The 26,762-nt window shown below is 72.8% G+C and carries 21 protein-coding genes and 2 pseudogenes; 7 read left to right on the top strand and 16 right to left on the bottom strand.

From position 1 onward, the window contains the following. Positions 1 to 548 precede the first annotated feature (548 nt). From K4G64_RS18640 to K4G64_RS18650, 4 genes and pseudogenes are all read right to left on the bottom strand, one after another. Positions 549 to 2,300 (bottom strand): GAF domain-containing sensor histidine kinase, encoded by a 1,752-nt coding sequence (locus K4G64_RS18640; RefSeq protein WP_221757146.1) that lies wholly within the window; start codon positions 2,298 to 2,300, stop codon positions 549 to 551. A 234-nt stretch (positions 2,301 to 2,534) separates the two neighbouring features. Next, a pseudogene (locus tag K4G64_RS40220) lies at positions 2,535 to 2,835 on the bottom strand (tellurium resistance protein TerC); the annotation flags it as partial. A gap of 86 nt (positions 2,836 to 2,921) precedes the next feature. Further along, a complete protein-coding gene (gene adh / locus K4G64_RS18645; RefSeq protein WP_221757147.1) occupies positions 2,922 to 4,439 on the bottom strand; it encodes an aldehyde dehydrogenase in 1,518 nt (505 codons plus the stop codon). A 146-nt stretch (positions 4,440 to 4,585) separates the two neighbouring features. Continuing rightward, positions 4,586 to 5,809 carry a helix-turn-helix domain-containing protein gene (locus K4G64_RS18650; RefSeq protein WP_221757148.1) on the bottom strand — a complete coding sequence of 408 codons (1,224 nt, stop codon included), beginning with the start codon at positions 5,807 to 5,809 and terminating at the stop codon, positions 4,586 to 4,588. 322 nt (positions 5,810 to 6,131) lie between these two features. On the opposite strand from K4G64_RS18650, the gene K4G64_RS18655 reads away from it, so the two are divergent. Continuing rightward, on the top strand, positions 6,132 to 6,623 hold the full coding sequence (locus K4G64_RS18655) for a hypothetical protein (protein ID WP_221757149.1): 492 nt from the start codon (positions 6,132 to 6,134) through the stop codon (positions 6,621 to 6,623). Here the strand turns inward: K4G64_RS18655 and K4G64_RS18660 are convergent. Beyond that, positions 6,589 to 7,077 (bottom strand): hypothetical protein, encoded by a 489-nt coding sequence (locus K4G64_RS18660; protein WP_221757176.1) that lies wholly within the window; start codon positions 7,075 to 7,077, stop codon positions 6,589 to 6,591. The genes K4G64_RS18655 and K4G64_RS18660 overlap by 35 nt on opposite strands. A 355-nt stretch (positions 7,078 to 7,432) precedes the next feature. Further along, a complete protein-coding gene (locus K4G64_RS18665) occupies positions 7,433 to 7,816 on the bottom strand; it encodes a DUF5997 family protein (RefSeq protein WP_221757150.1) in 384 nt (127 codons plus the stop codon). Between the two features lie 58 nt (positions 7,817 to 7,874). Between K4G64_RS18665 and K4G64_RS18670 the strand changes: the two genes are divergently transcribed. Further along, on the top strand, positions 7,875 to 8,657 hold the full coding sequence (locus tag K4G64_RS18670) for a LysR family transcriptional regulator substrate-binding protein (RefSeq protein WP_221757151.1): 783 nt from the start codon (positions 7,875 to 7,877) through the stop codon (positions 8,655 to 8,657). A 48-nt stretch (positions 8,658 to 8,705) separates the two neighbouring features. Here K4G64_RS18670 and K4G64_RS18675 read toward each other — a convergent pair whose 3' ends face one another. From K4G64_RS18675 to K4G64_RS18685, 3 genes are all read right to left on the bottom strand, one after another. Next, positions 8,706 to 9,470, bottom strand: a complete 765-nt coding sequence (locus tag K4G64_RS18675; protein ID WP_221757152.1) for a DUF4142 domain-containing protein — start codon at positions 9,468 to 9,470, stop codon at positions 8,706 to 8,708. A gap of 289 nt (positions 9,471 to 9,759) precedes the next feature. Further along, on the bottom strand, positions 9,760 to 10,455 hold the full coding sequence (locus K4G64_RS18680) for an HAD family phosphatase (protein WP_221757153.1): 696 nt from the start codon (positions 10,453 to 10,455) through the stop codon (positions 9,760 to 9,762). A 19-nt stretch (positions 10,456 to 10,474) separates the two neighbouring features. Beyond that, positions 10,475 to 10,951: an Lrp/AsnC family transcriptional regulator gene (locus K4G64_RS18685; RefSeq protein WP_221757154.1), complete on the bottom strand. Its 477-nt coding sequence runs from the start codon at positions 10,949 to 10,951 to the stop codon at positions 10,475 to 10,477. A gap of 198 nt (positions 10,952 to 11,149) precedes the next feature. Here K4G64_RS18685 and K4G64_RS18690 point away from each other — a divergent pair, with 198 nt between their 5' ends. Together K4G64_RS18690 and K4G64_RS18695 are read left to right on the top strand one after the other, a co-directional pair. Next, positions 11,150 to 12,640 (top strand): FUSC family protein, encoded by a 1,491-nt coding sequence (locus K4G64_RS18690; protein ID WP_221757155.1) that lies wholly within the window; start codon positions 11,150 to 11,152, stop codon positions 12,638 to 12,640. Positions 12,641 to 13,450: 810 nt separating this feature from the next. Beyond that, positions 13,451 to 14,485, top strand: coding sequence for a lactonase family protein (locus K4G64_RS18695; RefSeq protein WP_221757156.1), 1,035 nt, complete (start codon positions 13,451 to 13,453; stop codon positions 14,483 to 14,485). A 92-nt stretch (positions 14,486 to 14,577) separates the two neighbouring features. Here the strand turns inward: K4G64_RS18695 and K4G64_RS18700 are convergent, their stop codons facing one another. The 4 genes from K4G64_RS18700 to K4G64_RS18715 form a co-directional block, all read right to left on the bottom strand. After that, positions 14,578 to 15,501 carry a sirohydrochlorin chelatase gene (locus K4G64_RS18700; RefSeq protein WP_221757157.1) on the bottom strand — a complete coding sequence of 308 codons (924 nt, stop codon included), beginning with the start codon at positions 15,499 to 15,501 and terminating at the stop codon, positions 14,578 to 14,580. Between the two features lie 110 nt (positions 15,502 to 15,611). Continuing rightward, positions 15,612 to 16,589: an N-acetylglucosamine kinase gene (locus tag K4G64_RS18705; RefSeq protein WP_374206427.1), complete on the bottom strand. Its 978-nt coding sequence runs from the start codon at positions 16,587 to 16,589 to the stop codon at positions 15,612 to 15,614. 5 nt (positions 16,590 to 16,594) lie between these two features. Beyond that, positions 16,595 to 17,272 (bottom strand): uracil-DNA glycosylase, encoded by a 678-nt coding sequence (locus K4G64_RS18710; protein WP_221757159.1) that lies wholly within the window; start codon positions 17,270 to 17,272, stop codon positions 16,595 to 16,597. 83 nt (positions 17,273 to 17,355) lie between these two features. Continuing rightward, positions 17,356 to 18,513, bottom strand: a complete 1,158-nt coding sequence (locus K4G64_RS18715) for an exo-alpha-sialidase (protein ID WP_221757160.1) — start codon at positions 18,511 to 18,513, stop codon at positions 17,356 to 17,358. 199 nt (positions 18,514 to 18,712) lie between these two features. Between K4G64_RS18715 and K4G64_RS18720 the strand changes: the two genes are divergently transcribed. Next, the gene (locus tag K4G64_RS18720) at positions 18,713 to 19,297 is read left to right on the top strand and encodes a hypothetical protein (RefSeq protein ID WP_221757161.1); all 585 of its coding nucleotides are present in this window, start codon (positions 18,713 to 18,715) and stop codon (positions 19,295 to 19,297) included. Between the two features lie 3 nt (positions 19,298 to 19,300). Here K4G64_RS18720 and K4G64_RS18725 read toward each other — a convergent pair whose 3' ends face one another. After that, positions 19,301 to 21,316 (bottom strand): HEAT repeat domain-containing protein, encoded by a 2,016-nt coding sequence (locus K4G64_RS18725; protein WP_221757162.1) that lies wholly within the window; start codon positions 21,314 to 21,316, stop codon positions 19,301 to 19,303. Between the two features lie 373 nt (positions 21,317 to 21,689). Continuing rightward, positions 21,690 to 23,360 carry a DNA alkylation response protein gene (locus tag K4G64_RS18730; protein ID WP_221757163.1) on the bottom strand — a complete coding sequence of 557 codons (1,671 nt, stop codon included), beginning with the start codon at positions 23,358 to 23,360 and terminating at the stop codon, positions 21,690 to 21,692. Between the two features lie 75 nt (positions 23,361 to 23,435). On the opposite strand from K4G64_RS18730, the gene K4G64_RS18735 reads away from it, so the two are divergent. Next, positions 23,436 to 24,194 carry a PaaX family transcriptional regulator C-terminal domain-containing protein gene (locus K4G64_RS18735; RefSeq protein WP_221757164.1) on the top strand — a complete coding sequence of 253 codons (759 nt, stop codon included), beginning with the start codon at positions 23,436 to 23,438 and terminating at the stop codon, positions 24,192 to 24,194. A 93-nt stretch (positions 24,195 to 24,287) separates the two neighbouring features. Here the strand turns inward: K4G64_RS18735 and K4G64_RS18740 are convergent, their stop codons facing one another. Continuing rightward, positions 24,288 to 25,076 carry a pectate lyase gene (locus tag K4G64_RS18740; RefSeq protein ID WP_221757165.1) on the bottom strand — a complete coding sequence of 263 codons (789 nt, stop codon included), beginning with the start codon at positions 25,074 to 25,076 and terminating at the stop codon, positions 24,288 to 24,290. A 347-nt stretch (positions 25,077 to 25,423) separates the two neighbouring features. On the opposite strand from K4G64_RS18740, the pseudogene K4G64_RS18745 reads away from it, so the two are divergent. Continuing rightward, positions 25,424 to 26,757, top strand: a pseudogene (locus K4G64_RS18745) (PHB depolymerase family esterase). The last annotated feature ends 5 nt before the right edge of the window (positions 26,758 to 26,762 follow it).

Here is a 26,762-nt window from a genome sequence, read left to right on the forward strand (position 1 = left end):
TGGGGGGACGGCCGGGTACGAGCCCGGCGCCTGTCCGGCCCCGGACAGGGTGGCGCTGCTCAGCCCCCTTGGGCCCCGGTTCGGTCGGCCGCCTGACCGTTCGCCCATCGCCCATCGCCCATCGCCAACCACCCACCGCGGCGGACCAGCCGCTGCCCCCGGCCCGTCCGATCTCGTGGGTCCCGAACGGGCCGTCCGGTTTCTGACTCTCCTCAGGCGCGAGCCCCGCAAAGCCTGGACCTGGCCGACGAGGCGGAGACCGAGGGCCGGCCGGTCGCCGACCACGTCGTCGACGAACTCAAGGCGGGGCGGCTGCGGTTCGCGGGTCGCCGCTTGCCCGGTTCACTGAGCGGAAAGCGTCCAGCGCGGCGGCTACCCCCGCTTCCGCATCGCCGCAGCCGATGGCGCCACGGCGGTAGGTACCGCACACGATGAGCACCCGCACCGCACCCAACGCCGACGTCCCGCGGCCCACCGGCAGGCAATCACACCCTGCCCAGCACCAAGGGCCCCTTTCCCGGCACCCACAACCCGGCGGCCCCGGAGCCTCAGCTCATCTGTGACGCTTGTGCCTGCGGGGGCAGGGGCACCGTCCATTCCACGAGGGTGCCAGTGGGCTCGTTCGGCGTGAGAGTGAAGCTCCCGCCGAGATCGGTGGCGCGCTCGCGGAGGTTGTCCAGGCCGCTACGGCGGGTGACCGCCGGGTCGATACCCCTGCCGTTGTCGGCAACGCGCAGGCGCAGCCTCGAGCCGTCCGTCTCGGCGGTGACCTCGACGGCGGTGGCATGCGCGTGCCGGGCCGCGTTCGAGAGAGCCTCACGCAGCACCGCCAGCAACTGCTCGGCATGGCTGTCGGGGACGTCCGTGTCCAGCAGGCCGGTCATGCGCAGGGCCGGAGTGAAGCCGAGTACGGTGGCGGCCTGGTCGGTCTCGGTCAGAATGTTCCCACGTAGTCCGCCGCCGCTGTCCGCACGGTCCCGTTCGCGCAGTGCGTAGATCGTGCCTCGCACGGTCTTGATGGTGTCGTCCAGGTCGTCGACGACCCGCTGCACCCGCTCGGCCACCTGCGGCCGGTCGGAAATGCGGCCCAGTACCGAGTTCAGCGTCAGGCCGGAGGCGAACAGCCGCTGGATGGCCAGATCGTGCAGATCGCGGGCGATGCGGTCGCGGTCACTCAACACCAGCAGGTGCTCGGCCTCTCGCCGATGCTCGGCAATCTCCAGGGCCAGCGCGGCTTGGTCGGCGAATCCACTGATCATGGTCATGGTGGCGTTGGTGAACTCCGTGCCACCGGCCATGTTCGCGACCTGCAGCACACCGCGCACGTGCTCAGGCCCGCCCAGGGGGAGCAGGAAGCCGGGTCCCAGGTCGATGCGTGCTGCGGAACCGCCCCCAGCCTGCTGCTCCTGAGACAGGGCGCTGCTCGAGACCCGCTGGTTGGAGTGGTAGACCTTCGCGGCCGGCGTGGCCGCAGGCAGGACCAGCCCGTGCACCTGCTCGGCACCCTCGCCCTCGGCGGCCTCGATCACGAGCTCGTCACCGCCGTCGAACGGCACCGCCAGCGTCACCAGATCGGCACCGGACAGCGCCCGGACCGTGGCAGTGATCTGGTGCAGGACCCTGCCTGTGTCGGTGCCCGACAGCAGGCTGCGCGTCAGCTCGCTGCTCGCTGCCAGCCACTGCTCGCGGCGCCGGGTGTCCTCGTACAGGCGGGCGTTGTCGATCGCGACGCCGGCCGCGGCCGCGAGCGTGCGCAGCACCGCCTCGTCATCGTCGTCGAACTCCGCCCCGCCGCGCTTGTCGGTCAGGTAGAGGTTGCCGAAGACCTGGTCGCGCACGCGCACCGGTGCACCCAGGAACGTCGTCATCGGCGGATGGCCCGCGGGGAAGCCGACGGAGTCGGAATGACGGCCCAGGTCGGGCAGGCGCAACGGCTCCGGCTCCTTGATCAGCAAACCCAGGATGCCCTTGCCGTCGGGATAGTGACCGATCGCCTCGATCGTGCTTTCGTCCATGCCGACCGTGATGAACTGCCGGATCCTGCCCTCGTCGCCGAGCACGCCCAAGGCCCCGTACTGGGCGTCCACCAGGGTGACGGCGGACTCGGTGATCCGGCGCAGCACGTCGTCGAGATCCAGGTCGGTGCCGATGGACAGGACGGCGTCCAGCAGCGTGTGCACCCGGTCCCGGGTCGCGCGGACCTGCTCCACCTGAGCCTGCAGACCGTCCAGCAGCTCATCCAGCCGCAACTGAGGCGTCGCCGGGACACCTTTCCGCCCCCGTTCCGGACTCTCCGCCATCCCCGCTCCCTCCGGAAGTGCCATCTCATCATGCCCGAATGGCCCTGTCCCCGCTCGGACGCACGTGCCAACGCGGCCGCCGCGGCAACCAAGATCCTAGGCCCTCCGGTGCCTGCACTGGAGGGATCACGACCCGGGTACGGACTCGAGCAGGACGACGGCATCGGCGCGTGCGGTGGAGCCGGGCGTTGATGCCGAAGCCGGTGGAGCGGAAGGCGACCACGGCGGTCAGTTGCTGCCCGGTGCGGCGGCGAGCTGCCCGGCGTGAGCGGCGACGGTGCGGACGCCGGTGAGGACGGCCAGGACACGGCCGTGGAACTTCGGATCGGTCGGGATGAGCTTCTTGACCAGGCGGACGACCGGGTTGCGGTCGGGATGGACCTACTCGTTCGTGGAGACGGCCATCTTCCAGCCGGTCCGGATCAGGAACGCACCGAAGAGGTAGGCGGTCCAGAAGAACACCTGGGACCAGCGCGAAGACGACGACGTTGTCGATCGACAGGACTCTTTCGATCAGGTAACCCGCATAGTAGGTGCAAGGTGTCGAACTGTTGCCGAGCGTGCTTGTCGTGCTGGGTGGTCTGAAAAGCAACAGTGCCTTCAGACCACCCACTTGAAGCGCTAGAAGAAGCCAAGCTTCTGAGGGCTGTAGGAACAAAGAATGTTCTTGGTCTGCTGGTAGTGGTCCAGCATCATCTTGTGCGTCTCGCGTCCCATCCCCGACTTCTTGTAGCCGCCGAACGCCGCGTGGGCCGGGTACGCGTGGTAGCAGTTGGTCCAGACGCGGCCCGCCTTGATCTCGCGGCCCAGGCGGTAGGCCGTGTTGCCGTCGCGGGTCCAGACGCCGGCTCCGAGGCCGTACAGGGTGTCGTTGGCGATCTTCAGGGCCTCGTCGACCGAGTCGTACGTCGTGACCGAGACGACCGGGCCGAAGATCTCCTCCTGGAAGATCCGCATGTCGTTGGTGCCGCGGAAGATGGTCGGCTCGATGTAGTAGCCGCCCTCCAGGCCCGGCACCGCGCGGGGGTTGCCGCCCGTGACGACCTCGGCGCCCTCCTTCCTGCCGATGTCCAGGTAGGAGAGGATCTTCTCGTACTGGTCGTTGCTCGCCTGCGCGCCGATCATGGTGGCCGGGTCCAGCGGGTCACCGCCGACGATGGCGCGGGTGCGTTCGACGCAGCGGGCCATGAAGTCGTCGTAGATGGACGAATGGATCAGAGCGCGGGACGGGCAGGTGCAGACCTCGCCCTGGTTGAGGGCGAACATCACGAAGCCCTCGACCGCCTTGTCCAGGAAGTCGTCGTCGGCGGCCATGACGTCGGGCAGGAAGATGTTCGGGCTCTTGCCGCCCAGTTCCAGGGTGACGGGGATGATGTTCTCGCTCGCGTACTGCATGATCAGGCGGCCGGTGGTCGTCTCGCCCGTGAACGCCACCTTCGCCACGCGCGGGCTGGACGCCAGCGGCTTGCCCGCCTCCACTCCGAAGCCGTTGACGACGTTGACCACGCCCGGCGGAAGCAGGTCGGCGATCAGGTCGATGACGTAGAGCAGGCTGACCGGGGTCTGCTCGGCCGGTTTGATGACGACGCAGTTGCCCGCGGCCAGCGCCGGGGCGAGCTTCCATGTGGCCATGAGAATGGGGAAGTTCCACGGGATGATTTGGCCGACCACGCCCAACGGCTCGTGGAAGTGGTACGCGACCGTGTCGGCGTCGATCTCCGAGATGCTGCCCTCCTGGGCGCGGACGACTCCGGCGAAGTAGCGGAAGTGGTCCACGGCCAGCGGGATGTCGGCGGCCAGGGTCTCGCGGACCGGCTTGCCGTTCTCCCATGTCTCGGCGACCGCGATCTTCTCCAGGTTCTGCTCGATGCGGTCCGCGATCCTGTTGAGGATGTTCGCGCGTTCCGTCGTGGACGTGCGGCCCCACTGGTCGGCCGCCCGGTGTGCGGCGTCCAGGGCCAGGTCGACGTCGGCCGCCGTGGAACGGGCGACTTCGCAGAAGGCCTTGCCGGTCACGGGCGTCGTGTTCTCGAAGTAGCGGCCCTCGACGGGCGCTTGCCAGTCGCCGTCGATGAAGTTGTCGTAGCGGCGGGCGAAGGTGACGATGCTGCCTTCGGTTCCTGGCTGCGCATACACCATGGCGGCTCTCCTCGGTGAAAGTGCGGTGCGGGGCGGGTTGCGACGTCCCTCACTGTGCTCCCGGGAGGTTGGCGCAAGGTTGGCGTCGTGACGGACCGGGCGTCCGTGAGCCGCGCAGAGCCGGCCTCAGCCGCGCAGGGGCGTCGTCAGCTGCGCAGGGCCGTCGCGAGCCGGCCCCTCGCGATCGCCCGGCGGGTGTCGCCCGGGGCGAGCAGCCCCAGCGCGTGCTCGTGGACCTCCGCGTCGTACGGGGCCCGTTCGCCGTAGCGCAGGGCGTGCTCGGGGCGGGTGCTCGCCAGCACCGCGTCGCGAACCGCCACTTCCAGGCGCGTGCGCCACTCCTCGATGCCGGGGGCCTCGGAGCGGGGGAGCAGCGGGCCGCCGTAGCGGCGCAGGGCCGTGTCCGTGTCGCCCTGTTCCAGCGCACGCAGGACGTCGGCGGCGTCGCAGGACACGGGGTCGGTGAGAGCGTAGTGGCGGGAGGAAATCGCGCCGCCCAGCGCGCGGCGCAGGTGGGAGATCTCCGCCTTGAAAGTCGACGACGTGACCGGGCGGTCACCGTACAGGGCCGCGCGCAGTCGCTCCGCGGAGAAGCCACCGGGTTCGAGGGAGAGAAGGACGAGGATCTCCAACTGCCGGGGGCGGAGCTGAAGTTGCCGTCCGTCCCGCATGGCACGCTCGGCGCCCAGGCAGGTGAGCCGCAGATGTCCCGTACCGGGGTCCTGCGGGGTGAGGCGGGCCTCGATGCTGGACACCAGCGTCCGTACGGTCGACATGGCCAGGGGGTGTGAGCGGTCCCAGGTCGTGGACAGGTCCAGTACGCCGAGGACCCGGCCGTCCCGGCCGTGCACCGGGGCGCAATAGCAGACCCAGCCGTGCAGGGCCGATACCAGATGCTCCGCCGAGAACACGGAACTGGGGCGGCCGGTGCGCAGGGCGAGGGACAGCGCGTTGGTGCCCATGGCCTGCTCGTCCCAGCGGCCGCCCGGCGCGAAGTTGACCCGCTCGGCCCGGCGGCGCATGGTCGGGCCGCCGCAGGTCCACAGGATGGTGCCGGACTCGTCGGTGACCGCCGTGACGAACCCGGCGTCCTCGGCGATGCTGTGCAGCTCCCCTTCGAGGGCGGAGACCGGCCGGTACAGCGGGGAGGACGTCCAGCGCTGGTGCACCTGGCCGCCGTCGGTGACCGGGGCGCTGTCCCGGCCCGGGTCCACGCTGCCCAGCGAACGCGCCCACGACTCGGTCACCTCGTGGCGCAGCGTCGCGGTGCCGCCCGGCCGCGCGCCCGGGATGCTCAGCCTCGGCACCCAGCGGGACCACTCGTGCTCCAGCACGGCCCTGCGCTGCCGGAGGTCAGGGCGCTGTGACATGGCCTCTCCCTGCCGTCGTACCGGATTCTCGGCGTGGGGTCAGTCTGACCGGACGGGGCCGTCCCGGTCGAGAACTCCGTCGGACCCGGAAGAACTGTTCCGCATGAGGCGGCCAGGGGGTGACGTGAGGCCGCCGGGGGGCGAATCGGTTGGCCGGGAACCGCCGTGTGGCCGGGAACCGTCCCCGCCCCTGAACGGGCGACCGCCTGACTGGATGTTTGTCCGGTGCCCGCGTGCCGCCGTACGGGTGACGGGTTCACTCGACCCGACGGACGGGGCCCGGCCCGCGTACCACCGGTGCGCCGGGCCGCGTTCCCCTGGCATGGACAGCACGGAGACGGCCCGGCGCCTTCCGGGGAACGACGCCGCGCCCCGCTCGTACGCCGAACTCACCAGCGGGTACGCGGGACATCCGCCGATCTACGCGGCCTTGATCGCCGAGTGGGAGGCGCGGGGCCACGCGGTCCCGGAGCACCGCGACGGCCAGTGGGTCTCCTTCGCCGCGCCGGCCGAGAGCGAGACCTGGACCGCCGTCACCTCCTGGGCCGTGGGGCGGCACATGGGCCCGGTCGTCCCCGGCGGCCCCCGCACGGCCGCGAGTCCGCCGGCGCCCGCCGCTTCTCACCGGCCCGTCACTCCCCACCCGGCCACCGCCCCTCAGGAGGCCGCCGCTGCCCATCCCGCCGCCGGTCGGCACCCGGGCCAGGTCGGATCCGCGGGCACCCGCCCCGGTTCCGGCCGTCAGTCCGCGGCGGCGATGCCCGTGTCCGGCGCCCGCCTCACCAGCCGTCCGACGCCACCGGCTCCGCGCTGACCGGCGCCAGCACCGCGAGGGTTCCGCTGGCTTCCCGCAGGGCCGCCTCGAGCGTGCCGGGGGTGTGCAGCGTGCCGGTTCCGTCCGGCGGGACGAGCCACTCCAGGCGGCCGGCGGGCCGGTACGGCGGCGGCACGGCGACCCAGGAGCCCCGGCCCACGTGCCGCACCCCGAAGCCGACCCACTCGCTGACCGGATCGGGCGGCAGGAAGAACCCCACTCGGCGGGCCGCGCTGTCCACCAGGGTGGGGCCGGGCACCTTCAGCGGGTCGCGCCACAGGAGGTCCAGCGCGAGCAGGCCGAGCCGGTCGGGGACGGTGAGCACGTCCCAGTACCGCCCGGACTCCACGAGCACCGTCCCCGCGCCGTAGTCCCACTCCCGCTTGCACTCCTGGGGGTCCGTGGCGGCCGCGGCGAGCCACTCGACGGCTTGCTTCCACATGACGCTCTGCATGGCCACCCCAGGCACAGTCGACGGCGCCGCGGTCGGGCGCGCGCTGGACACGGGCCGGTGAGCCGCGGGGTTCCGCGTGCCGCCCGGCCGTAGTCATGCTCGTAGATATTTCTACAGGCCGGAAGGGGTGGCGCCGCCTGGCGTTTGGGTCGGGCACGTCCCGGTCGAAAGGGGGCAGTCGACGGTGCGTCCCGTAAGGCCGCGGTCAACTTCGTGCGCGTCCATGCCTCCCTCACCGTCTCTTGGTGCCTTCACCGGCTGCCCGCAACATGACGCCCGGGAACGCCGAGAAAACAGTGACGGCCCCCACCGGTTCATCCGGTGGGGGCCGTCCGAGAACGAGGGGGTGCGGCGGTCAGTCCTGGCGCTCGGCGTTCTTCTTCTTGATCCGGGCCGACTCCTTGCGGACCTCCGCCTGGGTGGCGCGCTCCCGCACCAGCCACTCGGGGCCTTCCTGCTTCAGCGCCTCGATCTGCTCGGTGGTGAGGGGCTCGGTGATACCCCCGCGGGCGAGGCCCGCGATGGAGACGCCGAGCTTCGCGGCGACCACGGGCCGGGGGTGCGGACCGTTGAGCCGCAGGTCCTGCAGCCACTGCGGGGGGTTCGCCTGGAGCTCGTTCAGCTCGGCACGCGAGACGACACCCTCCCGGAACTCGGCGGGTGTGGCCTCGAGGTACACACCCAGCTTCTTCGCCGCGGTCGCGGGCTTCATCGTCTGGGTGCTCTGGTGCGACGTCATGCGGACCAGCGTATCGAGCGTGTGCACGACCCCCGACCACGGCCGGTAACCTGGCGAGGTGACAGGCTCGGATGCAACCCCCTCGTTCCGGCTCGCCTACGTCCCCGGGGTGATGCCCGACAAATGGGTGCGCATCTGGAACGAGCGGCAGCCCGACGTCCCGCTGACCCTCACGCAGGTACCCCCCACAGCGGCGGCCGGGCGGCTCCTGGGCGGGGATGCCGACGCGGGTCTCGTCCGTACGCCGGTGGACCGCGAGGTCTTCAGCGCGATCCCCCTCTACACCGAGCAGACGGTCGTCGTCGTGCCCAAGGACCACCTGGTCACCGCCGTCGACGAGGTCGCGCCGGAAGACCTGGCCGACGACATCGTGCTGCACCCCCTCGACGACGTCCTCGCCTGGGAGAGCCTCCCCGGGCGGCCCGCGCTCGAACGGCCGGCCACCACCGCCGACGCCGTCGAACTGGTCGCGGCGGGCATCGGGGTCCTCGTCGTCCCGCTGTCGCTCGCCCGCCTGCATCACCGCAAGGACCTCACCCACCGGCCCCTCAGCGACGCCCCCGAGTCGAGCGTGGCCCTCGCCTGGCCCACGGACGCGAAGACGGACCAGATCGAGGACTTCATCGGCATCGTCCGCGGCCGCACGGTCAACAGCACCCGGGGCCGGCAGCAGCCCCCGGCGGGGGGCGAGTCCGCGAACGCGGACCGGGGCGGCGCCCGGCGGAAGCCGGCGCCCGGAAAGCCGGCGGCGGGGAAGTCCGCCGGGGCGAAGCGCACCGGGAAGAGCGGGCGCGGCGCCCCCAAGAACGACCGGCGTGGCAAGCCCCGCCGCCGTTCATAGGACCGGGGGCCGCGAACGATCGCGCCCCCCGAGAACGTCGTACCCGGCTCAGCCCGCCGACGGAGACGGTGCCGGCGCCCCGTAGGAGGGGTTGGGGGCGACCGTCTGGAAATCCTTCAGGTCTTCGGGGATCGGCAGCACGCGGACCGGCGCACCTTGCTGCGGCGGCGGCGGTGTCGTCTGCTCCTGGGGCAGCTTGGGCGGGGCGGTGATCTGGAAGCTGACCTGTTCCTGGTTGATCAGGCCGGTCTTCTCCAGAACCGTGATGTGATCGAGCACGGTGTCGTTGGTCGTGTCGGCGAGCTCCCGCACGAGGCTGTTCCGGGTGGTCGCCCGGATCTTGGCGATCGTCGGGAAGATGCCCCCGTGCGCGACGCGCATGATCGTCACAGCCGTGGACTCGAACTCCTTGCCCGTGCTGCCCTCGGCCGTCGCCACGAACTGCTGCTGCTGCGGCGACGCCTCGTTGGGCAGGGTGATGCCCAGGTCCGTGGAGATCTTGCGGCAGCCCGCGTCGAGCCTGCCGTGACCCACGAGCAGGTGCTTGGAGACTTCCTGCATCTCCGGCGACGTGCTCCGCTCCTTGATCATCTGCCCCAGCGGATACTCCCACAGTCCGGCCGCACGCACGCGCACCACGAAGTCGCGGTCCGCCTCGGTCAGCGGACCCCACTGGGTGTTGGCGATGATGCGGTCCTGGCCGGAAGCGGCGTTCTGCATGCCCAGCATGCTCGGGTAGGCGAGCGCGGTCAGTGTAAGGATCAATGCACCGCCCACGAACGCGGTTCCTGCCGTGCTGCGCGTGATGCGCATCGTGCCTCCTGGGATGTCAACCGGCCCAACACCAAGGTGTACGGATGCCAGGGGCGAAACAATCACTCCCGCCGCAAAAAAGTTCGGGCGGGTGCGGCGCCCGCCGCGCACACCGGGCCGGGCAGGAGGACGCTCAGGGCTTGTACGAAGCCGCTCCCGCCGTCGCCACCGTCCGGCCCTTCGGCCTGGAGGACGTGAGATTCGAGTCCGGCGGCCGGGGGCCGGGGGCCGGTCGACCGGACTCTAGGGAGGGGGTGGGCGGAGCGTCAACGGGTCGGGAGCGGCGAGTTCAGGAAAGGCCGGCCGAGTTCACCAGCCAGTCGTACGCGGACCGTGCCGTGAACTCTCCCTGGCCGCCCGGTAGAAGCAGCCCCGCGGTGGCGAACTCCGGTGCGTCCGCCTGTGCCGGGACGTACGGGATCGCGATGCACCGCATGCCGGCCGCGTGCGCGGCGGCCGCGCCCGGGGCGGCGTCCTCCAGTACCACGCAGTCGGAGGGTGCCGCGCCGAGCCTGCGGGCCGCCTCCAGGAACACGTCCGGTGCCGGCTTGCCGTGCGCGACCTCGTCGGCGGAGACCACGGTGTGCAGGTGTGCGTCCAGTCCGGTGGCGGTCAGTACCGCGGCGATGGCCTTCGGGGAGGAGCCCGAGGCCACCGCCATGGGCACGCCCTCGGCCGCCAGCAGTTCGACGAACGTGCGCATCTCCGGGTAGGCGCGCGTGGCGCCGCGGGCCAGCTCCAGGTAGCGGCGGTTCTTGGCGGCGACCAGTTCGTCCACCGAGGCGGGCAGGCCGTAGCGGTCCTTCCAGTCCGCGACCGTCTCCTGCGTGCTGATGCCGACGTACCGCTCGTGGTCCGCCCAGGTGAAGTCCGGGACGCCGTGATCGGCCAGCGTCTGGCGGCCCGCCTCGTAGTAGTTCGGCTCGCTGTCCACGAGTGTTCCGTCGAGATCGAAGATGACCGATATGCCATGGAGCGTGCTCATGGGGCCATGCTCTCAAAGATCATCCGCGGGCCGACCGCCCGATCGACTCCACCAGCGGCAGCATCCGGTGGGAGACGCGCTCGCGCAGGGCGACCTCGGTACGGGTGCGCACCACCCCGGGCATGCTGATCAGCTTCTGGACGACGTCCTCCAGGTGTCCGTTGTCCCGCGCCACCACCCGGGCCAGCAGATCCCCGCCACCCGTGATCGAAAACGCCTCGACGATCTCCGGCACCGCCGCCAGCAGGTCCCCCACCTCGTCGAGATGCCCCTGGGTCACCTCGATGTGCACGAACGCCAGGACCGGATGCCCGAGCGCGGCGGGGGAGAGGGCCGGGGCCGTGCCGGTGATCACGCCGTCGCGCTCCAGCCGGTCCAGCCGGGCCTGGAGCGTGCCCCGGGCGACGCCGAGGATCCGGGCGTACTCGCGCACGCTCGTGCGCGGCTGCTCCAGCAGCAACCGCAGGATGCGGGTGTCGAGCTCGTCCACGGGCATGACGCGTCCTCCTCGTCCGTTGGCTCTGCCGCGGCCGTCATCCGGCCGCTTCAGTTGCGCCAATGGCCCAGTCTAGAAGGAGCCGGTTGAGCCAGTGGCCCCCGGGATGCTGATATGGAGGCGTCGATGGCGCTGCGGACCCCGCGGCGCCTTTTTCATGCGTACTCATGGCCGGTGTTGCGAGAGGGGCGGTAAGCGGTGCTGAAGACGGTGTTCACGGCTCCGGATCCGGGGCGGGCGAGGTTGCGGTTCGGCACGCGGGCCGTGCTCGGCATCGCGCTCGCGGTCGCCCTGTGCGGCCTCGCAGGGCACTCCCTCGCGGGGGCCGTCACCGGGGGCCTCGCCGCTCTGCTCGCCCTGTTCACCGTCACCGACGCCACGGTCCGCGGCCAGGCGGTCACGACCGCGCTGCTGCCCGTCGTCGGCCTGCCCGTGCTCACCGCCGCGGCCGAGCTGCACGACCATCCGGTGGCCCGCGACCTCACCTTCCTCGCCGTGGTCGGCGCGGGCGTGTACGCGCGCCGCTGGGGACCGCGCGGGCACAGCCTCGGCGTGTTCGCGTTCATGACCTTCTTCGTCGCGCAGTTCCTGCACGCCACGACCGACCAGCTGCCCCAGCTCTACGTCGCGGTCCTGCTCTCCGTCCTCGCCGCCGCTGCGGTGCGCTTCGGCCTGTGGTGCTACGAGCGCCGCATGCCGCCGCCCGCCGTGCCCGCACCGCCGGGCGGCACCGGCCTGGCCCGGGTCACCACCCGCCAGGCGATCCAGGCCACGGCCGGGGCCGGCTTCGCCCTGATCGTGGGCCAGCTGGTGTCCGGACAGCGCTGGTACTGGGCCGTCGGCGCCACCTGGTGGATCTTCGTCAACACCACCTCGCGCGGCGAGACCCTGGTCCGAGGCTTCCGGCGACTGCTCGGCACGGTCATCGGCATCGCCCTCGGCCTGCTCGTGGCGGTGCCCGTGCACGGCGATCCGGCCGTCACGGCAGCCCTCGCAGCCGTCTGCGTCTTCGGCATCTTCTACACGGCAGCCGTCTCCTACACCTGGATGATGCTCTGGGTCACCCTCCTCGCCGGCCTGCTCTACGGCCTCCTCGGCGTGCTCGGCCCCGGGCTGCTCGCCCTGCGGCTCGCCGAGACCGGCGTCGGGGCGCTCGGCGCCGCCCTGGCCGTGATCCTCGTCCTGCCCGTCACCACCCACAGCATCACCGACGCCTGGATCCGGCGGGCGCTGGGCTGCGTGCACGCCTGCGCCGTCGAGACCGCCCGGCGTCTCGCGGGTGCGGCGGACGCCGACCCGGCCCCGCGGGTGGCGGAGCTGGAGCAGCTCCTCGCCCGGGTACGGCTCTCGGTCGCCCCGCTCGTGCACCCGCTGAACCCGATGCTCGGCCGCAAGCGCCGGGCCCGGCACGTGCTCGCCCTCCTCGACGACTGCGCCCGGGAGGTCCGCGGCCTGGTCGCGGTCGCCGCCGACCCGGAGGCCTCCCACGACGCGCGTCTGGCCGTGGCCTGCGGACGGGTGGAGGCCGCCGTCGAGGCCCTCACAGAGGGCAGGGACATCGCGGTCCACCCGGACGGACCGCCGCACGCGGAACCGGCCCTGGCCCACCTGCACGGCCTGGAACGAGCCCTCTCCGAACTGGCCCGCCCCCTGCGCACACCGTCGGGCTCGCCGCTGGTGGGCGCCTGACGGAAGCGCTCCACGCTGCCGGGAGCAGCAGTGGCGGAGGTGGTGCGACCGGCGGAGTCCCGTCGCCCTGCCGCGTGTCGGCCGGACCGGGCGGGACGTGGAGCACCGCTGCCCCGAGCGGGCGGCACTCTGTGCGGTGTCTGATGGGCGGCCGACGGCGCACACCCGCCTGGCTCGCAGGGGCTTGGGGTGACTTGGGCGTTGGGCTGTGCACGCGCTGGGGCGTCTGACGGGGTTCCTCCCGGCGGGCCCGGGGTGGGCCTGCGGTGGCTTGGCCGTTTGGCTGCGCGCGCTGGGGCGTTTGGCGGGGTTCCTCCCGGCGGGCCCGGGGTGGGCCTGCGGTGGCTTGGCCGTTTGGCTGTGCACGCGCCGGGGTGCTTGGCGAGTTCCCCCCGGAGGGGCCCATTGCGGGCTTGGGGTGACTCGCCCGCTCCACTGCGCGCGTGTTTGGGGGTATCAGGCGAGGCACTTCCGCCCGGCCCGCGCCAGGCTTCGGCTCACTTGGCTTTGGGCTGTGCACACGCCGGGCCGTCACGTCGCAGGGCGCTCCCGCGCCCCCGCGGCGAGCTTCGGCCGGCCCGGCCCGGCCGGCATGCACCATGCACGCCGCCGGCCGGTGTGCAGCCGGCGGGCTCCGTCCAGGCGTGGCCTGAGCCCGCCCCGACGGAGCCCGGCCGTCCCGTCTCCTGCCGGTCCCCCTCCGCGACCGGCGCGGGTCCGACCGGGCGAAGCCCCCTTGACCGTCTGGTCTAGACCTTGCATGATCGGCTGCGCGGTCATTCCGGGCGGTGCGGGTGAGAGGGGACAGCGGTGGCGGACGGCGGGCGGCGGGCGTACATCGGGTCGTTCACGGCGGCCGGCGGCCCCGGGATCGTGACCGCGGAGGTCGACCCCGTCAGTGGCGCGCTGACCGTGCTGAGCAGCGTGAACGCCGTGCGGGACCCCTCCTACCTGACCCTCGCGCCCGACGGGAAGACGCTCTACGCGGTCAGTGAGACGGCCGACGGCGCGGTGGCCGCGTACCGGGTGGACGGGGACAAGCCCGTGCCGGCCGGACGACCCGTGCCGGTCGACGGCAGCGGCCCGACCCACCTCGGCCTGTTCGCCGAGCACGTCCTGACCGCCAACTACGGCTCCGGCAGCGTCACCGCGGTCCCCGTCCGCCCCGACGGCGCCCTCACGCGTTCCGCTTCCAGCGTGCTCCGGCACAGCGGTGCGGGGCCGCACACCCCCCGCCAGCAGGCGCCGCATGCCCACCACGTGCAGTCCGACCCGAGCGGCCGCTGGGCCGTCAGCGTCGACCTCGGCACGGACTCGGTGCGGGTGTGCACCCTGACGGACGGCGCCCTGGCCCTGCACCGGGAGACCGCTCTGCGCCCCGGCTCGGGACCGCGCCACCTCGCCTTCCACCCGGACGGCTCGCGGGCGTACGTCGTCAACGAACTGAGCCCGTCCGTCACCGTCTGCCGCTGGGACGCGGCGTCGGGCGTCCTGACGCCGCTGTCCGAGACCCCGGTGCTGCCGGGCGCACCGGCGCGCGATGCCTACCCCTCGGGCATCGTCACCTCGCCCGACGGCCGCTTCGTCTGGACCGCCACCCGCGGCGAGGACCTCCTGTCCGTGCTCGCCGTCGAGGGCGTCGAGAGCGAGGAGCTGCGCCTGGTCACCACGGTCCATTGCGGCGGCCACTGGCCGCGCGCCCTCACCGCCTCGGGCGGTTTCCTGTACGTCGCCAACGAGCGCTCCGGCGACGTGACGTGGTTCGCGGTCGACCCGCTCACGGGCGTCCCGCGACGAGGCGGCTCGATCCGGGTGACGGCGGCCTCGTGCGTGACCCTCGGCTGAGGGCTGCCGCACGCCCCGGAGCCCCACCCGGACGGCGAAGGCCCGCTCCGAATCGGAGCGGGCCTTCTCGGCGTTGTGCGCAGCGGCCCGCGTCAGCGAGCCGGCGTGCTCTGCGCCTGCTGCGGTGCGATGCCCAGCGCTGTCGTGTACTTGGCCAGGGCGAGCTTGCCGATCGCCGGGTAGGGGCCGAGCGACTCGGCGGCGGAGCAGCCCGCCTCCTTCGCGGCCTCCTGGATCAGACTCTGCTCGATCTCCGGACCGATCAGATACGGCGCGAGCGCCAGCTGCTGCGAACCCGAGGAGCGCAGCTGCTCGGCGACGGAGGCGATGGAGCCCTCCTGGTCCAGGGCAGCGGCCATCACCGGCACGGCGAGACGCGCGGCGAGCAGCATGCCGGTGATCCCCGCCGCCTGCACGGCCTCGTCACCGCCCACCGACGCCAGGACGATGCCGTCCGCGGCGGTCGCCACCGTGAACAGCCGGGCACGGTCGGCACGGGCCAGACCGGCCTCGGACAGCCGCACGTGCAGCGCCTCGGCGAGCAGCGGGTGCGGACCGAGGACATCGGTCAGCTCGGCGGCCACACGGCTCTCCATGAGGGCCTGGCGGACCTGGCGCAGCAGCGCGCTGTCCGGACCGGCGAGCAGCGGCACGACGACGGCGACGGGGCCGTCGGGCATCTTGACGTCCATGCCGGCGGCGCGGGCCTGCTCGAAACGGGCCGTGCGCTCCTCGGCGGTGTGCACCAGCACGGCCTGCAGCGAGGGGAACTCCGCGTTGTCCCCGTCGAGGTAACCGATGCGGGCGTCGAGGCCGGGCAGCTCGGAGCGGGCGATGCTCACGACCTCCTCGGCGAGGCTGCGCGTGGCGCTACTGGGCGTCCCCGGCACGGCGAGGACGAGCGCGGGCGCGCCCTCGGGAGCAACCAGCGGCTCGGGACGGCGGTGCCGTCCGGGCTGGCGGGGGCGCGGCATTCGTACAGGCAGGCCATCCGCGGGCCCAGTGGGGGAACTCATGGCGCCGCATGTTACTGGCTTCTGGGGTTCCCCTGTTCGGGGAGGGTGCAGGTGAGCGGTATCCGTCCTATTTTGTCTGATGAGTTACGTACGGGTGGGACGCGATCGGATCAATCACCCGAACGGGTGGTCACGGACAGTATCGTCCCGTCACTCGGCAGCGGGAGCGAACCGGTGCTCAGTTCGGCCGCGATGCGCACCGAGCCGTGCAGCGGATCGCCTTCGGCCGGTACCCGCCGCACCTGCGGAAGCCGCCGCCGCAGTTCCTCGTCCAGAGGGCCGAGCAACGGGTCGCCCAGCTTGAACAGCCCGCCGGTGAGGGCGAGGCGCGGCTCGCCGCCGGAGGGGCACACGGCCGCCGCGGAGTCGGCCATGTGCCGGGCGGCCGCTCGCAGGATGCCCGCCGCGACGGGGTCCTCGTCCGCGCGGGCGGCCACGCGGGGAGCGAAGGAGGCGAGCACGGCCGGCCGGTCGGGCCGGGGATACAGCGCGCCGGGCAGCCCCGCCACGGGCCCGAACACCTCCTCGGCGCAGGCCAGCAGCCCGGCCGAGCCGCCCTCGCGCCCGTCGTGGGCGCGCAGCGCGGCCTCGAGACCGGCCCGCCCGATCCAGGCACCGCCCCCGCAGTCGCCGAGCAGATGCCCCCAGCCGTCCGCCCGCCGCCAGCCGGTGAGGTCGGTGCCGATCGCGATCAGTCCGGTCCCGCCGGCGATCACGGCACCGGGGCGCGGGCCGAGCGCACCCACGTACGCGGTCACGGCATCGGCGGCCAGCGCGACCCTGCGCACGCCCCACTCCCGGGCCAGGGCGCCCGGCAGTTCGGCGCGCAGCCCGTCGCCCAGGGAGGCCAGACCGGTAGCGCCGACGACGACGGTGGTCAGCGGCACCGCCCCCGCCTCGGCGGTCAACGCGCGCACCAAGGGCACGAGTCGCGCCATGAAGTCTTCGGGGTCGATGCCCCGCTCGCCGGTGCGGACCGGCTCACTGGATTCCCGCCGGGCGAGCGGCCCACGCTCGGCGGTCCCCACCACGGCCCGGAGTCCCGAGCCGCCGGAGTCCACGGCGAGGAACCCGGAACTCTCCGACACCCCGGTCACGGCAGGCGCCAGTCCACCGGTTGGCCGCCCTGACGGATCAGCAGGTCGTTGGCCCGGCTGAACGGGCGGGAGCCGAAGAAGCCCCGGTCGGCCGACATGGGGGAGGGGTGGGCGGATTCGACGGAGGGCAGATCACCGAGGAGCGGACGCAGATTGCGGGCGTCACGGCCCCACAGGATGGACACCAACGGCTTGCCGCGCCCCGCCAGGGCCCGGATCGCCTGCTCCGTGACCTCCTCCCAGCCCTTGCCGCGGTGGGCGGCGGGCTTGCGCGGCGCGGTGGTCAGGGCCCTGTTGAGCAGCAGTACGCCCTGCCGCGTCCACGGTGTCAGGTCGCCGTTGGACGGCTGGGGGAGCCCCAGATCGGCGTTCAGCTCGCGGTAGATGTTGATGAGGCTGCCGGGCAGCGGCCGCACCTCGGGCGCGACCGAGAACGACAGCCCCACCGCGTGCCCCGGGGTCGGGTACGGGTCCTGACCGACGATCAGGACGCGTACGTCGTCGAAGGGCTGCTGGAAGGCCCGCAGGACGTTCGCCCCGGCCGGGAGGTAGGTGCGTCCGGCGGCGATCTCCGCGCGGAGGAAGTCCCCCATCGCGGCGACGCGTTCGGCCACCGGTTCCAGGGCCTTCGCCCAGCCCGCTTCGACGATCTCATGCAAGGGTCGTGGTGCCACGGGCGTCACCCTACTGCCGTACGGGCACCGGCGATCAACCGGTGGCCAACGCCTGTGCGCACCCTCGCCCCCTCGTCCGCTCCTCAGCCGACGAGTGCGGCACGCACGCAGAGCACGTCCGGCAGATGCGAGGCGAGCTGCTGCCAGCTGTCGCCGTCGTCCGCCGATGCGAACACCTCGCCGTTGCGGTTGCCGAAGTAGACGCCCGCCGGGTCGGCGTCGTCCGTGCACATCGCGTCGCGCAGCACCGTGCCGTAGTGGTCCTCCTGGGGCAGCCCGGCGGAGAGCGGCTCCCAGCTCTTGCCGGCGTCCGCCGTACGGAAGACGCGGCACCGGTGGTCGGCCGGGACCCGGTCGGCGTCGGCGTTGATCGGGAACACGTACGCCGTGTCGCCCCTGTGCGGATGTGCCGCCGCGGCGAACCCGAACGTGGAAGGCAGGCCCTCGCCGATGTCCGTCCAGTGCGCGCCCGCGTCGTCGCTGCGGTACACCCCCCAGTGGTTCTGCAGATACAGCCGGTCCGGGTTGGCGCCGTCCCGCGTGACCTTGTGCACGCACTGGCCGAACTCCGGGTTCGGGTCGGGCAGGAACACCGCCGAGACACCCGAGTTGGAAGGCGTCCAGCTCGCGCCGCCGTCCAGGGTGCGGAACACTCCGGCGGTCGAGACGGCGACCGTCACCGCCCTCGGGTCGCGCGCGTCGGTGAGCACGGTGTGCAGACCCTCACCGCCACCGCCCGGCACCCACTTCGACCGCGTGGGGTGCTCCCACAGTGGCCGGACCAGCTCGAACGTCTCCCCGCGGTCCTCCGAGCGGTACAGCGCGGCCGGTTCGGTGCCCGCGTACACCACGTCCGGCTCGGCGGCGGCCGGGTGCAGCTGCCACACCCGCTCCAGGGACGCCCCGGTGTCCTTGGGGAACTTGACCGCCGGGCGGGCCGGTTCGGTCCAGGTCCGGCCGAGATCGTCGGAGTGGAACACCGACGGGCCCCAGTGCGAGCTGTCGCCTCCCACCAGCAGCCGCGGGGTGCCGGCGCGGGTGTCGATGGCGACCGAGTACACGGCCTGCGCGTTGAAGTAGGGGCTTTCGTCGAACTCCCAGGCGCCACCACCTCGCCGGCGCCCGATGAACAGGCCCTTTCGCGTGCCCACGGCGAGCAGTACCTCGGTCATGCCGATCACCTCCGCGGCGTCGCCCTTGACGCCCTCGTCCCGAACACCGGCCAGTCTGCACCCGACCACTGACAGTCACCTCCGGAAAGGGGTCCGGCGCAGGTCAGCGGGGGTGTCGACGCTGTGAACACACCTCCTGTGGGCCGCCCCCACGGTGCACCGGCCCTGGGGACCGTCACGTCGGACAGGTGCACTGAGCATCCGGGCGCCGCCGTCCGTATGGGGAGAGCGGCGGGATGGTCGTGGGCTCGTGAGGAGGAGGCCTTCGATGGCGTTACGTGGTCCGAGGGTGTGGCTGTGGCGCTGGCGGCGCAATCCGCTCAAGCGCCGCGCAGACAGGGTGGAGGCCTGGGTCGTCCTGGGTGTGTGGCTGGTCACCGTCTTCGTCGGGGTGCTGGCCGGCACGGCGGTGAGCCGCTCCGTGGAGGACGGGCTGGCCCGGGAACGGGCCGAGTGGCGCCCGCTCGTGGGACGGCTCGCCGAGCGCGCTCCCGGGACGGCCACCGAGAACGCCCGGGTGTCCCGGGCCGAGCAGGTGTGGGCCACGGCGCGGTGGACCGCCGTGGACGGCTCCGAGCACTCCGGCCAGCTGCGGGTCCCGGCGGGCAGCGCCGCCGGCGCCCCGGTCACCGTGTGGACGGACCCCGAGGGCCGCCAGGTCACCCGGCCCGTCACCGAGCCCCAGGCCCGCGTACGGGCCGCCCTGATCGGAGGCGTGGCGGGCCTGTGCGCCGCGATCGTCCCCCTGGGCGCCGGCCGAGGCATCCGCAGCCGCCTGGAGCGCCGCCGCATCGACCAGTGGGACGCGGAGTGGTCCCGCTTCGGCCCGATGTGGGGGCGTACGGCGGGGTGAGGCCTACGGGTTTCCCTGCCCGGCCAGCGCCTCCCGGCACGTCCGCAGCAACGCCAGGTCCTCGCGTATCCGGTGTCCGCCCAATTCGCCGCGATGCCGCCGGGGAGCGGCGAGCTCCGCCCGGAGCACGTCGTGCAGGGGCGCTCCCGCGGGTCCCAGTGCCGCGACGCACTCCGCGATCGTGGTGCGGGTGCGCGGATGTTCCCTCCATGCGGAGCGCAGGACAGGGAGGAACCGTTCCGGTTCCCCGGCGGTGCGCCACACCGCGCATGCGGCCGTGGCCCGCTCCCACGCGTCGCCGGAGGCGGCCATCTCGCGCAGCTCCGGCAGGGCCGGACGCGCCGCGGGACCCATCCGCCCCGCTACGGCCGCGGCGTGGCGCCGGTGACCGCTCCCGATGTCCGCCAACTCCCTCAGCAGTACGGGCAGCACGGCGCCGGCGTCGCCTGTGACCGACCACAGCGCGTCGGCCGCCGCGACCGCGCTGCCGGTTTCCAGCAGCCCGCGCAGATCCGGTATCGCCTCAGCGGCCGCGCCACCGAGCACGCCGAGGGAACGGACCGCCGCAGCGGTGACCGCGTCGCGCTGCCGCAGACCGTCCGGCAGACCCCGCAGCAGACGCAGTACCGCGGGGGTGGACTCGACGTCGCCCAGTGCGGCGAGGGCCGACAGCAGCGGAACGGCCCGCTCGCGCACGTCGGACGCGTCGAGCGGCACGCGGGCGAGCCGTCGCCGCAGCGCCGGGGCGAGCGGAACGGCGGCGCCGCCCAAGTGGGGTATCACCAGCCCCAGATCGTTCGGGACGACCGGGCCCGCCAGCACCTCCGCCAGCACCGGCACGGCCCTGGCGTCCCCGGCTCCGGCCAGTGCCTTGAGCGGGCCGCCCAGAGCCGGCGTACCCCGCTCCCCGTGCCGTATCCGAAGCTCCGGACGGTACGTCACCAGCGCGTGGAGGGGGTCGGCGGCGGGCGCGGCCAGGGCGAGGAGCTCCACCAGGACGGCGACCGCGGCGTCGTGCAACCGGGCCTCCTCGTCGCCCAGTTGATTGCCGATGAGGATGACCGGCTCCGCGTGGCCGGTGCGCCACTCGCGGATCAGCCCGGCCGACATCCACACGCCGTTGCACCGGTCGAGGGGATCCGGGCTGCTCAACTGCCCGCACAGCAGGGCGACCCGGTCGGGCACCCGGCCGCCGAGCGCCGAGTGCAGGGTCCGCAGCAGCCGGGACCCCTCCTCGTCCGAGGGGCGCAGCCGCCGCAGCCGGCCGGCGAGCGTGTCCGGGCCGGGACCGTCGTACGGGTGCGCCACCGGGGCCCGCTGCCCGGATCTGTCCCTGAGCAGGCGGACGACGGTCGGTACGAGATCGGCGGGGAGCCGGTCCTGGGCACACTCCGCGAGCTGCCCGAGTGCGGCGAGCCTCAGGCCCGGGCCGTGCGGAGGCCCGCTCAGCTCGCTCAGCAGGCGCACCGCCTCGGCGGTGTGAGCGGTATCGGCCGGGTGGTACCGCCGGGCGAACAGGCCGAGGCTCTCCGCCAGGGCGAGCAGCACCCGGTCGTTCCGCTCCACGGTGATCCGCTCCCGCAACAGGGCGAGCACGCGCGCCGGTTGGCCGAGGAACCGCACCAGCGCCGCGGGCGCCGCCCGGCGCACGTCGGGGTCCGCGTCCGCCGCGAGTCGTTCGAAGACCTCGGCACGCGCGCGCAGGGCGTCCCGGACGCTCGCCGCGAGTTCACCGGGGGCGCCGTCCATGTCACCGATGCTGACGAGGAACTCCACCACCTCCGCGCGGTCCCGCACCTCCTCGCGGCCGGCGAGCGCGAGGAGAAACGGAACACAGGCGAGGGTCGAGTCGTAGACCCCGCCTTCGTGGTGCACCGCGCCGTACATCCCGTCGAGCGCGGTCTGTCGCTCGGCCGGGTCGGCGGAGGCCAGTCCCCGCAGTAGTCCGGGCACGTCCTCCGCGCTGCCGTAGGCATGGCGCAGCGAGGCCCAGTCGACCTCGTCGATCCCCCTGAACACGGTGTCCTCCCCCAGACGAACTGCCAACTGACGGGGAGTCTGCACCACGGCACCGACAACGAAGCGGAATCGTGCGATGACTGTGCGCGAACTGTGCGCACGATGGCTTGAGTTCGAGTTGGAGCCCGGTCTCGGCGGCCCACGGGACCTGTGAACCCGCTGGCTCACCGGGGCCCGTGAACCTGCCGGCTCACCGGCGCCTGTGAACCCGCTAGCCACCGGGGCCCGTGCACCCGGCCCACCGGGGCCCGTGCACCCCCCGGCCCACCGAGGCCCGTGCACCCCCCCGGCCCACCGAGCCTGTGAATCCGCCGGCCCACCGAGGCATGTGAACCCGCCGGCCCCGCCCGGCGTCGGCCCGCCCCCGGCGTCTTCAGGCCTCGCCGCCCGGCAGCGCCCGCGCAACGATCGCGTCCAGGCCCGCCGACTCCGGAAGCGTCCCGAACGCGTGCCCCCAGTCGCCCCCGAGCCGCGTCGCGCAGAACGCGTCGGCGACAGCCGGCGGGGCGTGCCGCACGAGGAGGGAGGCCTGGAGGGTCAGCGCCATCTGTTCCACGAGACGCCGTGCCGTCGTGGCGGACGCCTCGGACAGCCCCGTCCTGAGCCGCGTCACGGCCGCGTCCAGCCGGGCGTCCGCGCCCCGGGCGAGAGCGAGCTCCCCGAACAATGCCTCGGCGGTGCCCGGTTCACGACTCAGCGCCCGCAACACGTCGAGGGCGTTGACGTTCCCCGAGCCCTCCCAGATCGACAACAGGGGCGCCTCTCGGTAGTGCCGGGGCATGCCGGAGTCCTCGACGTAGCCGTTGCCGCCGAGGCACTCCAGGGCCTCCGCGGTGAAGGCCGGACCCCGCTTGGTCACCCAGTACTTGCCGACTGCGGTGGCGATCCGGCGGAACGCCGCCTCACCCTCGTCCCCGCGGATCGCCCGGTCGGCCGCCCCCGCCAGCCGCAGGGTGAGCGTTGTGGCGGCCTCCGACTCCAGCGCCAGATCGGCGAGAACGTTGCGCATCAGCGGCTGGTCCACGAGCCGTGCGCCGAACGCGCTGCGGTGGCGCGCATGGTGGCCCGCCTCGACCAGGGACTTGCGCATCAGCGCGGCCGACATCATCACGCAGTCCAGCCGCGTGCAGTTGACCATCTCGATGATCGTCTTCACGCCCTGGCCCTCGGGTCCGACCAACCAGGCCACCGTTCCGTCGAACTCGGGCTCGGAGGAGGCGTTGGACCGGTTGCCCAGCTTGTCCTTCAGCCGCTGGATGCGGAAGGTGTTGCGGGTCCCGTCGGGCAGCACCCGCGGCACCAGGAAGCACGACAGCCCGCCCGGGGCCTGGGCCAGCACCAGGAACACGTCGCACATCGGCGCCGAGGTGAACCACTTGTGCCCGCGCAGCGTGTACACCCCGGGCTCGGCCGTGGGCGTGGCCGCCGTGGTGTTCGTGCGGACGTCGGAACCGCCCTGCTTCTCGGTCATCCCCATGCCCGCCAGCAGCCCGCGCTTCTCCGTGGGCTCCCGCAGGACGGGGTCGTACTCCCGGCTCGTCAGCAGCGGTTCGTAGAGCTTCGCCAGCTCGGGCTGCCTGCGCAGCGCCGGAACGGCCGCGTAGGTCATGGACGTCGGGCAGCCGTGCCCGGCCTCGGTGTGCCCCCACACCAGTCCGCCCGCGCTCCGTACGACATGGGCGCCGGGCCGGTCGTCCGCCCAGGGCGAGGCGGCCAGGCCCTCCCCGATCGCCGTGCGCATCAGGTGGTGCCAGCTGGGGTGGAACTCGACCTCGTCGACGCGGTTGCCGTACCGGTCGTGCGTCCGCAGCTCCGGCTCGTGCCGGTTGGCCAGGTCGGCCCACTCCTGCGCCTGGGCGCTGCCGGCCTGCCGTCCGAGCCGCCGCAGATCCTCCTCGGCCCACCCGGCGCCCTCCCGCCGCAGCCCCTCCAGCAGGGCTGTGTCGTCGGAGGCGTCGTAGGGGGTGAGCGGCGGGGCCTGGTTGGTGACGTCGTGCGTGCCGGGGCCGCCGTGCGCCTGCAGTTCGTCCAGTGTCGAGACCATGCCGCGAGTGTTGCACTCTGGCTGCGGTCGCAGCAATCCTGCAACACGGAATTTCGCCGCGTACAGTACGTGACCATGCCGATGAACGTCCCGGCGCGGTCCGGCGCGCTCGATCTGCGTCCGCTGTCCGCGCGGTCGGTCGTGCTGAGCCTGCTCCTCGGGGCGCATACCCCCGAGCTGCCGGTCAGGGAACTGGTGCGGCTCGTCGAGGGTTTCGACGTCGGCGGCTCGACCCTGCGGGCGGCGCTCAGCCGGATGGTGGCCGCGGGGGACCTGCGGCGCACGGACGGCGGCTACCGCCTCAGCGACCGGCTGCTGGAGCGCCAGCGCCGGCAGGACGACGCCGTGCACCCGCGCACGCGCGCGTGGGACGGCGACTGGGAGATGGTCGTGGTCACCGCGACGGGACGCGGCCCCGCCGAACGGGCCGACCTCCGCACCCGGCTGAGCGCCCTCCGGCTCGCCGAACTCCGCGAGGGCGTCTGGCTCCGCCCCGCCAACCTGACCCGCGCCCTGCCCGGTGACCTGGACCGGTTGGTGCAGCGCTACACGGCCCGCCCCGACCTCCCCTCGGGTGAATTGGCCGAAACCCTGTGGCCGCTGGACGCCTGGTCCGCCACGGCCCGGGCCCTGCTCGACCACATCGCCGGCGCACCCCGCCCGGCCGACCGCCTGACCGCCTTCGCCGCCGCCGTACGGCACCTGCTCGCCGACCCCGTCCTGCCGCCCGCGCTCCTGCCGGCCGACTGGCCCGGCACCGGACTGCGCGCGGCCTACACCGACTACCAGGGGGAGCTGGTCGGGGAGGTGCGCGCGCGGGTGCGCGGCGCCTGACGCGGACGGCCGTGCGCAGCGCCGCCGGGACGCTCCGCACGGCCGCCGTCACCGTGGGGGAAGCCGACCTGCCCGGGACTACCTGTACCGGGACTACCCGTAGGTGATGTCCGAGGTGGAGTAGAGGCAGTTCTTGCCGTCGGGTCCGGAGCCGACTGCAGTGTTGTTGTTGTACTTCTGGCAGGGCACGACCTTGCGGCCGGAGTCGTTGCGGATCGTGATGTTCCGCAGCGTCGCCACGTCGTTGCGGTTGACGTTGATGCCGACGAGCCGCACGGTGGAGCCGGTGCCGGTCACGTCGACGGAGTTGAGGCTGACCTTGCGCGTGTACTGCGTGGAGCAGTCCCCGCACGAGCGGTACAGCGTCTTGAACTCCTGCACCGCGAAGTTGGAGATGGTCAGCGTGCCGCCGCCGTTGTGCTGGAAGACCTTGTCCGCGGCCTTCTTCGCGCCGCCGCCGATGACCTGGTAGGTCGCCCCGTTGCCGCCGCGGAAGGTCGCGGCGTCCTCGCCGACGTCCTCCCACCAGACGTTCTGCAGCGTGCAGGTGCCCTCGCAGTGGATGCCGTCGGCCGCGGGGGCGCCGAGGATGACGTTCTTCAGCACCGCGCCGTCGGCGAGCTTGAAGATCGGGTCCTGGCCCTCCTCCTGGCCGTCACCGGCCAGGTCTCCGGTGCCGTAGTACCGCTTCATGCCGTAGTCCTTGGTGCCGGACACCGAGATGGTGGAGGAGGTGCCCTGGCTGCCGTTGGGGGTCGGCCAGGTCGCGGCGCTCGCGGTGGGCGCGTTCACAGTCATGATCATGCCAATCGACAGGCCGAGTGTGGCCAGTGTGCCGGTCAGTGCGCGCCTACGGGCGCGCTGGCGGGTTGCGGAAGTCATGTCCCGATTCCTTCTGTCGTGGGGGTGGATGCGCGTCGGGCTCCCCCGGAGCCCGAGCGTCCCGTCGGGGGCGTGCCTTCGTTGTGCCGAGGTTCATGTCAGTGAACATGGTTCAACATGCCGTCCGATGTGGGCTGCGATCGGAGACCGCTCGAACCAGTGGGTCACATCGCTGAACGGAACGTAGAGGGCAAGCGCTTTCTAGTCAACGCTTCGCGCAGAAGGGATTCGGCCGCTCCAGCTCAGGGCGATACGGGTGTGGGAGCGCTTCCATGAAGGTCATGTCCATGCCGCCATGCCGAACGGATGCTTCCTGAACCGGACTTCACGACGGAAGGAACCCGGACGTGTCTGCCACCCCCCACCCCACGGCGAGGAGACCCCTGCGGTCACTGCTCCTCGCGCTCGTCGCCGCGCTGCTGCCGCTACTCACGGCCACCGCGCTCAGTACGCCCGCGGCCGCAGCGGGCGAGCCCGCCCGTGCCGCCACCCGCGCGGGTGCAGTACCCGCCGCCACCCTCACCGAGGTCACGAACTTCGGCACGAACCCCAGCAACCTGCGCATGTACCTGTACGTACCGGAGAGCGTCACACCGAAGCCGGCCATCGTGGTGGCCGTGCACTGGTGCACCGGCTCGGGCCCGGACATGTACAACGGCACCGAGTACGACACGCTCGCCGACCGCTACGGATTCCTCGTGCTGTACCCGTCCGTGACCCGCAGCAGCAAGTGCTTCGACGTCTCCTCACCCCAGGCCCTGCGCCGCGGCGGCGGCAGCGATCCCGTCGGCATCAAGTCGATGATCGACTGGACCACCCGGACCCACAGCGCCGACACCGGCCGGATCTTCGCCACCGGCATCTCCTCCGGCGCGATGATGACCAACGTCCTGCTCGGGGACTACCCGGACGTGTTCGCGGCGGGCGCCGCCTTCTCGGGCGTCCCGTTCGGCTGTTTCGCCACCGCCGACGGCTCCGAGTGGAACAGTGCCTGCTCGGGCGGCACGATCATTCGCACTCCGAAGGAGTGGGGCGACGTGGTTCGGGGCGCGTACCCCGGCTACACCGGCGCCCGGCCCCGCATGCAGATCTGGCACGGCACCCAGGACGACGTCCTGCGCTACCCCAACTTCGGGGAGCAGATCAAGCAGTGGACGGACGTGCACGGCGTGAGCCAGACGCCCGTCGCCAGCGACACGCCCCAGGCCGGCTGGACCCGTACCCGCTACGGCGGCACGGGTGAGCAGGCCCCGTGGAGGCCGTCAGCCTCCAGGGTGTCGGCCACAACCTGTACGCCCAGGGCATGGCCTCCCGCGTGCTCACCTTCTTCGGCCTGGACGGCTCCGGCCCGGCTCCCCAGCCCGGCGCCTGCAGGGTGACGGCCTCGGTGAACGCCTGGAGCACCGGTCTGACCGCGTCCGTGACCCTCACCAACACCGGCACGACAGCCGTCGACGGCTGGAAGCTCGGCTTCACCCTGCCCGCCGGGCAGACGGTCACGGGCGGCTGGGGTGCCACGTACACACCGTCGTCCGGGTCGGTCACCGCCACCAACGCCGCCTACAACGGCACCATCGCGCCGGGCGCGAGCGTGAGCATCGGCTACCAGGCGAGCCACGGCGGCAACAGCGCCGCCCCGGCCGCGTTCACGCTCAACGGAACGCTGTGCGCGGCCGGTTGACGTGC

The sequence above is a fragment of the Streptomyces sp. WAC04114 genome (assembly GCF_019733245.1).
In the GTDB taxonomy this organism is placed as follows: domain Bacteria; phylum Actinomycetota; class Actinomycetes; order Streptomycetales; family Streptomycetaceae; genus Streptomyces; species Streptomyces massasporeus_A.

Bases quoted from the DNA above. Each gene is read 5' to 3' on its own strand.
- K4G64_RS18640 (WP_221757146.1), bottom strand. From the start codon at position 2,300: ATGGCGGAGAGTCCGGAACGGGGGCGGAAAGGTGTCCCGGCGACGCCT.
- adh (WP_221757147.1), bottom strand. From the start codon at position 4,439: ATGGTGTATGCGCAGCCAGGAACCGAAGGCAGCATCGTCACCTTCGCC.
- K4G64_RS18650 (WP_221757148.1), bottom strand. From the start codon at position 5,809: ATGTCACAGCGCCCTGACCTCCGGCAGCGCAGGGCCGTGCTGGAGCAC.
- K4G64_RS18655 (WP_221757149.1), top strand. From the start codon at position 6,132: ATGGACAGCACGGAGACGGCCCGGCGCCTTCCGGGGAACGACGCCGCG.
- K4G64_RS18660 (WP_221757176.1), bottom strand. From the start codon at position 7,077: ATGCAGAGCGTCATGTGGAAGCAAGCCGTCGAGTGGCTCGCCGCGGCC.
- K4G64_RS18665 (WP_221757150.1), bottom strand. From the start codon at position 7,816: ATGACGTCGCACCAGAGCACCCAGACGATGAAGCCCGCGACCGCGGCG.
- K4G64_RS18675 (WP_221757152.1), bottom strand. From the start codon at position 9,470: ATGCGCATCACGCGCAGCACGGCAGGAACCGCGTTCGTGGGCGGTGCA.
- K4G64_RS18680 (WP_221757153.1), bottom strand. From the start codon at position 10,455: ATGAGCACGCTCCATGGCATATCGGTCATCTTCGATCTCGACGGAACA.
- K4G64_RS18685 (WP_221757154.1), bottom strand. From the start codon at position 10,951: ATGCCCGTGGACGAGCTCGACACCCGCATCCTGCGGTTGCTGCTGGAG.
- K4G64_RS18700 (WP_221757157.1), bottom strand. From the start codon at position 15,501: ATGAGTTCCCCCACTGGGCCCGCGGATGGCCTGCCTGTACGAATGCCG.
- K4G64_RS18720 (WP_221757161.1), top strand. From the start codon at position 18,713: ATGGCGTTACGTGGTCCGAGGGTGTGGCTGTGGCGCTGGCGGCGCAAT.
- K4G64_RS18730 (WP_221757163.1), bottom strand. From the start codon at position 23,360: ATGGTCTCGACACTGGACGAACTGCAGGCGCACGGCGGCCCCGGCACG.
- K4G64_RS18735 (WP_221757164.1), top strand. From the start codon at position 23,436: ATGCCGATGAACGTCCCGGCGCGGTCCGGCGCGCTCGATCTGCGTCCG.
- K4G64_RS18740 (WP_221757165.1), bottom strand. From the start codon at position 25,076: ATGACTTCCGCAACCCGCCAGCGCGCCCGTAGGCGCGCACTGACCGGC.